Source organism: Hathewaya proteolytica DSM 3090 (assembly GCF_900142225.1).
GTDB classification, from domain to species: domain Bacteria; phylum Bacillota; class Clostridia; order Clostridiales; family Clostridiaceae; genus Hathewaya; species Hathewaya proteolytica.
In genome coordinates, this window is sequence record NZ_FRAD01000006.1 from 157,479 (window position 1) to 163,733 (window position 6,255).

Sequence of the window (6,255 nt, forward strand, 5' to 3'; positions counted from 1 at the left end):
TAACCTATTTACAAAGTAGGTTTAAAGGAATATAATATTATCAACCTACTAGTTAAGTATTTTACGCAGAAAATAGATTGATTATATAAAACAATTATTTGAGGAGGAATTATTATGTCAAAAATTTATACTTCAGTAGATGAACTTATAGGAAGAACTCCATTATTGGAGCTTACACACATTGAAAAAAATATGAAACTACAAGCAAAAATTCTTGCAAAACTTGAGTACTTCAATCCTGCTGGTTCCGTAAAAGATCGTGTAGCAAAGTCTATGATTGACGATGCAGAAGCTTCTGGTAAGCTTGTACCAGATTCAGTAATTATAGAGCCCACATCTGGAAACACAGGTATAGGCCTAGCCTCTGTTGCCGCTGCTAGGGGATACAGGATTATCATAGTAATGCCTGAAACTATGTCCATGGAACGCAGACAGCTGATGAAAGCTTACGGTGCTGAACTAGTGCTCACTGAAGGGGCAAAGGGTATGAAGGGTGCCATCGAAAAAGCTGAAGAATTGGCAAAGGAAACTCCAAACAGCTTCATACCAGGTCAGTTCATAAACCCATCCAATCCTAAGGCTCATTTTAAAACTACTGGTCCTGAAATCTACCAAGATACAGATGGAAACGTGGATTATTTTGTAGCTGGTGTAGGTACTGGTGGGACTGTAACTGGTGTGGGTGAATACCTAAAATCAAAAAATCCTAACGTAAAAATTGTAGCTGTTGAACCCACTGATTCCCCTGTGCTTTCTAAAGGTGTAGGTGGTTCTCATAAAATTCAAGGTATAGGTGCCGGCTTTGTACCAGATGTATTGAATACAAAAATTTACGATGAAATCATAGCAGTATCCAATGAAGATGCATTTAAAACAGGAAAGTTCATAGGAATTAACGAGGGGGTATTAGTAGGAATATCCTCCGGTGCGGCTCTTCACGCTGCTATAGAGATTGCAAAGAGACCAGAGAACAAAGGGAAAAACATTGTTGTTCTTCTGCCAGACACAGGTGACAGATATCTCTCTACCCCTATGTTTGCAGATTAGTCAGAAAAATACCCATCATTGCATTCTTTACGCTAAATGATGGGTATTTTTTGTTAAATAATAGTTTTATTTTAAATTTATCTCAGTTTTCCCATTAATAATTTTAATAAAAATTATTTTTTTATCTTTCAATCAATTGAATTATGTGATAAAATATTTTTCATTATACTTTTTATTATATATTTTTATCATATATTTTTATTTAATTAAGATGGAGGGAAAAACATGAAAAAACTAATGAAAAAATGGAATAGTTTAAGTCTTGTAAAACAGATAGTTTTAGGTTTAGTGTTTGGTATTATTCTTGCGACAACTGTTCCACAAATAGCAAAACCAATCGTAATTTTAGGCTCCTTGTTTGTAGGTGCTTTGAAAGCCATCGCACCTATATTAGTATTCTTTTTAGTTATGTCGGCTATATCTCAGCACAAATCTGGTCATAAAACTAATATGAAATCAATTATTACACTTTATCTTTTAGGAACGTTCTTAGCTGGATTTTTTGCTGTTATTGCAAGTTTTATGTTTCCCGTAAAACTAACCTTATCTGCAGGCGCCGGAAACATGACCGCCCCTGGAGGTGTTTCGGAAGTTTTAAAAGCTCTATTAATGAATCTAGTTGATAATCCCGTAAAGGCACTTTATAATGCCAACTACATCGGCATATTATCTTGGGCATTACTTCTTGGAGCTGCTTTAAAAAATGCACCTGAGTCTACTAAAACTTTACTTTCCAACGTTTCAGATGCAGTATCTCAAATAGTTAAATGGATTATTAACTTTGCCCCATTAGGAATCATGGGACTCGTATTCGATACCATTGCCACAAATGGTATTAAATCTCTGCTAAGTTATGGTCAATTACTTGCAGTTTTAATAGGATGTATGATTTTCATGGCACTTGTGGTAAATCCATTTATTGTATTTTTGTATATTCATAAAAATCCTTATCCCCTTGTATTAAAGTGCATAAAAGAAAGTGGTATAACAGCCTTCTTTACACGTAGCTCAGCTGCAAATATTCCAGTTAATATGAGATTGTGTGAAGATTTAGGTTTAGATAAAGATACTTATTCCGTATCTATTCCCCTAGGAGCCACAATTAATATGGGTGGAGCAGCTGTAACTATATCTGTTTTGACCCTTGCAGCAGTTAACACCCTTAATGTACAAGTAAATATAATCACAGCTTTAATACTAAGTATATTGTCTGCAGTATCTGCTTGCGGGGCCTCTGGTGTTGCCGGTGGATCACTATTATTGGTTCCCTTGGCATGTAGCTTATTTGGAATTCCAAATGATATTGCTATGAAAGTAGTAGGTATAGGCTTTATTGTTGGAGTTCTACAAGATTCATTTGAAACAGCACTTAACTCATCTACAGATGTGCTTTTTACAGCTACAGCTGAATTTGCCCAACGGCGTAAAAGTAAATAAAAGAAAATAATATCAGTACAAATCCCCATCACTGCAATAATCATATGCTAAGTGATGGGGTTTTTTTTATCACTGCCATTTATAAAAGAGCCCTATACATAATATTGGTGTTCCATCTTCTTGAAGAAATCTATTTTGGGCTCAAGGAACTTAAATTCATGTTTGTCACCATCTTCAAAATACACATTAATTGGCTCAAATATTTTGTCCCAATTCCACAATTCATCGCCAATGTTTAAGTATTCTTTAAACATCTCACAGCCTTCTGGAGCTATTGGGTGAACCAAAATAGCTATAACCTTGCAAGCATAAAAACAATCTGCTAGCACCTGTCTTTTGTTGCTCTCATCTTTCATATTATTTGCCCAATACTTATTTATCTCTCTTATATAATCATCAATAACATATGCAATCCTATGCAAATCTTGATTATACATATGCTTTTCATATTCTAGCACAGCTTTCTCCGTAGATTCCTTTATTTTTTGCGAAACCTCTACTTGTGGAAGCTTTTCCTCTAAACTCTGTAAAGTATAAAAACAAGAACGAATAATTCTGTTAAATACATTAGTCAGAAGGTTTCCTTCCTTTAGTACTGTGTCCACACCCTCTTTTTCCTCTTCTTTCATATATACCTGAGGCTTAAATCCAACGCTTTTTGAGGATAACCCCAAACTCATAAAATGCATACGCAATTGGTCTTTGGTGTAGAATTCCAATAACTCATCTGCCATAGGTGGTTTAACATCGGAACTACTGCTTGCCTTTTTGTCCATAAACAAAATATGTTTATTAGGAACAATGTGTGGAAGCTTTAATTCAGAAACCTCTACACTGTCACCCTTATGGGACTTTAACCCAGCAAACATAGCCATTTCAGCAATGGAATAAAAATAAATATTATCTTCACCGATAAATTGATAAACCATGGAATCCTTATCTTCCCACCAAGTATGCCACTCTTCAGGATTCTTTCCAATGGACTCTAAATACGCCTTTGTAAATGAAATCGGTGCCCACAAAGATTCTGGCCATACCCAGAAAGTCAAATCCTTCATTCCATCCCTATCTGGTACCTTTACTCCCCAAGAAATATTTCCCGACAACCTGAAAGGAACCAAAGTCTTACCACTGGTATAATGAATCTTTAATTCGTCTAAAACCGCCTTTGCTTTATCCCTATCTTCTAACTTTTCAAAGATAAAAATTAAGGAAGGTTTTTTCTCCTCATCTATAGTTTCATGCTTTGGAAATCTAGCTTCCAGAGCCTCAAGATCCTCCACATATTTTCTAGGAACGTATATCAATGGTTTCTTTAAAAATTCATCTATAGCTTTGATTTCGTATTTTCTTCTGTTAGTATTTTTCATCAAAAACTCATTGAGCTGCTGCATAAGTTCCATAGACTTATCTAATGTAAAATACCAATTATCCACACTTTTTAATACTGGTTTTTTTCCCGATAATGTACTTATAGGATCGATTAATTCCGATTCCATGTATTGATGACCTAAAGAACATTCTTCTGCATATGCCTTTTCAGAAGTACACCCAGCAATAGGACATTTGCCAGTGACCTGTCTCCCATTAAGAAATGTTTTCTTATCTTCATCATAAAACTGCAATGCTGACATCTTCTCTATATATCCATTTTCAAATAAGGTATTAAAGATTTCTGCAGAAAGTTCCGTGTGTATTTCTCCAGTTCTCCCAAGAGCTGAAGCACCGAATATATTTAAACTAATATCATATGCATCCAGTGTCTTCTTTTGACTTAAATGATTGCTTGTAACATAATCTTCCATAGTATTTTCATATCCACTTTCCTTAAGCTTTCTATAGCTTTCAAGGATAGGCGAACCATAGCAATCCGTACCAGAAACGAAAATAACATTGTCCTTCCCTATTCTGTCCCTCAAAAATCTTGCAAATATATCTGCGTGAACAAACATACCCCCAACATGGCCAAAATGTAGATTTTTATTTCCATATGGCATTCCAGCAGTAACTACAGCCTTCTTTGGAAATATAGGCCTCTCATCTCTTCCCAACCTTTTACTTATCATAATATTCCTCCTATAAAATTCTTTTATATTGTTATCCAAACGTCAAAAAACCCCTGCAGAAATATTCCTACAGGGGTGAAAATTCTATTTCACGATACCACCCTTTTTCCCTAAAATGTCGCCACTTTAGGCTCTTCAAGTACGTTAAATCATACTCCAGTTCTGTAACGTGAACCTACGTCATACCATCACTTACCCATGCTTACATTTAAATTGTAGCATTATAAGATCCATATGCAGCTCCGAGCCTTGTTTCATCATGACTTCATAATTTTCTTCCACCAACCGAAAACTCTCTGTGTAATCAACCATAACCACTCTTCTCTTCATAGCCTTTATTTTTTATGATTATACAATTTATTACTGAAATTGTCAAGCTACTCATGGAATATGAACCTGAACCTATGATTGATATATGATAATGTCTTATTAGACCACACGTGATTATGTCCAACTTCAGAATAAATTGTAGTATAATAACCTCACGACTTAATATGTGAGGTGCTAGATGAGAAAGGTAAATTTAAGAATGAATGAAGAGAGAAAATATGAAGTAATTAAGAGGTTAATAGATAGTAATGGAAATAAAGAGAGGGCTGCTGTAGCGTTAGGTTGTACTGTCAGACACATCAATAGATTAATTAATGGGTATAAAGCAAAAGGAAAAGAATATTTTATTCATGGCAACAGAGGTAGGAGACCTGTTCATGCTATGGATGAAAAAACTAAGCAATTAATTATAGATCTTTATAAGACTAAGTTCGGTGATTCAAACTTTACACATTTTTCAGAGCTATTATTAAAACCTTATGAGATAATAGCTTCACCAGATAGAAGAACTGTCTTTGAATATAAACAAAAAAAATCCACTTCCATTGAAGAGGATACCTTTACGCAATTCGGATATGCTTGTAAACAGCTTGGTATTGAGATTCAAGCTACTAGTGTAGCCCAAGCTAAGGGAAGAGTTGAACGCTTGTTTCAAACTCTTCAGTCAAGACTCCCAGTCGAGATGCGCTTAGCTGGTATAACAACTATTGAGCAAGCAAATGAATTCTTAAACTCCTACATAAAAGAATTCAATTCTCAATTTGCATTACCTCTTGATAATACCAAATCTGTTTTTGAAACGCAACCTTCGGCAGAAAAAATTAATCTTATTTTAGCAGTAATTTCTCAGAGGAAAGTTGATAATGGATCCTGTATAAAGTATAAAAACAATTACTATATTCCCGTAAGCAATAGTGGAATAGCAGTTCACTATCACAAAGGGACCTCCGGTCTTATAATTAAAGCATTTAACGAGCAACTATACATAAGCATAAAAGATAATGTATATTCATTAGAATTGATTCCTAATCATGTTCCAACTTCGAAGAACTTCGACTTTATATCATTACCTAAAAAGCCACGAAAAAAATATATACCACCAATGAGTCATCCATGGAAACAAGATTCTTTTGAGGAATATTGTAAGAAACAAGCTCACCGTATGGAAAACGTAGCATTATCCGTATAACTCGAAAAACACATGTAACAACTATAAACGTAGGAGTTTTATAGAAAAATTTAGCACCAGAAAACTGGTGCTAATAATTAAATTTTTTTGGGACATTATCAAAAATGGTTGACAATAATTTGCAACACATTTGTTGCAATGGTTGCTTGAGCTTTACATACCACATAGTTAAGATAAGACAATTTA

At 34.6% G+C, this 6,255-nt stretch carries 4 protein-coding genes and 1 other annotated feature; of the genes, 3 read left to right on the plus strand and 1 reads right to left on the minus strand.

Translation table 11 applies throughout. The features are described 5' to 3' along the window. Nucleotides 1–114 precede the first annotated feature (114 nt). Nucleotides 115–1,047 (plus strand): cysteine synthase A, encoded by a 933-nt coding sequence (gene cysK, locus BUA73_RS04555; RefSeq protein WP_072902841.1) that lies wholly within the window; start codon nucleotides 115–117, stop codon nucleotides 1,045–1,047. Nucleotides 1,048–1,272: 225 nt separating this feature from the next. Then, entirely contained in the window at nucleotides 1,273–2,484 is a 1,212-nt protein-coding gene (gene sstT, locus BUA73_RS04560) for a serine/threonine transporter SstT (RefSeq protein WP_072902843.1), read from the plus strand. Between the two features lie 92 nt (nucleotides 2,485–2,576). Here sstT and BUA73_RS04565 read toward each other — a convergent pair whose 3' ends face one another. Continuing rightward, entirely contained in the window at nucleotides 2,577–4,550 is a 1,974-nt protein-coding gene (locus BUA73_RS04565) for a class I tRNA ligase family protein (RefSeq protein WP_072902844.1), read from the minus strand. 68 nt (nucleotides 4,551–4,618) lie between these two features. Continuing rightward, nucleotides 4,619–4,889, minus strand: a binding site (T-box leader). 190 nt (nucleotides 4,890–5,079) lie between these two features. Here BUA73_RS04565 and BUA73_RS14580 point away from each other — a divergent pair. Then, nucleotides 5,080–6,069 (plus strand): helix-turn-helix domain-containing protein, encoded by a 990-nt coding sequence (locus BUA73_RS14580; RefSeq protein ID WP_072902879.1) that lies wholly within the window; start codon nucleotides 5,080–5,082, stop codon nucleotides 6,067–6,069. Nucleotides 6,070–6,255 lie beyond the last annotated feature (186 nt).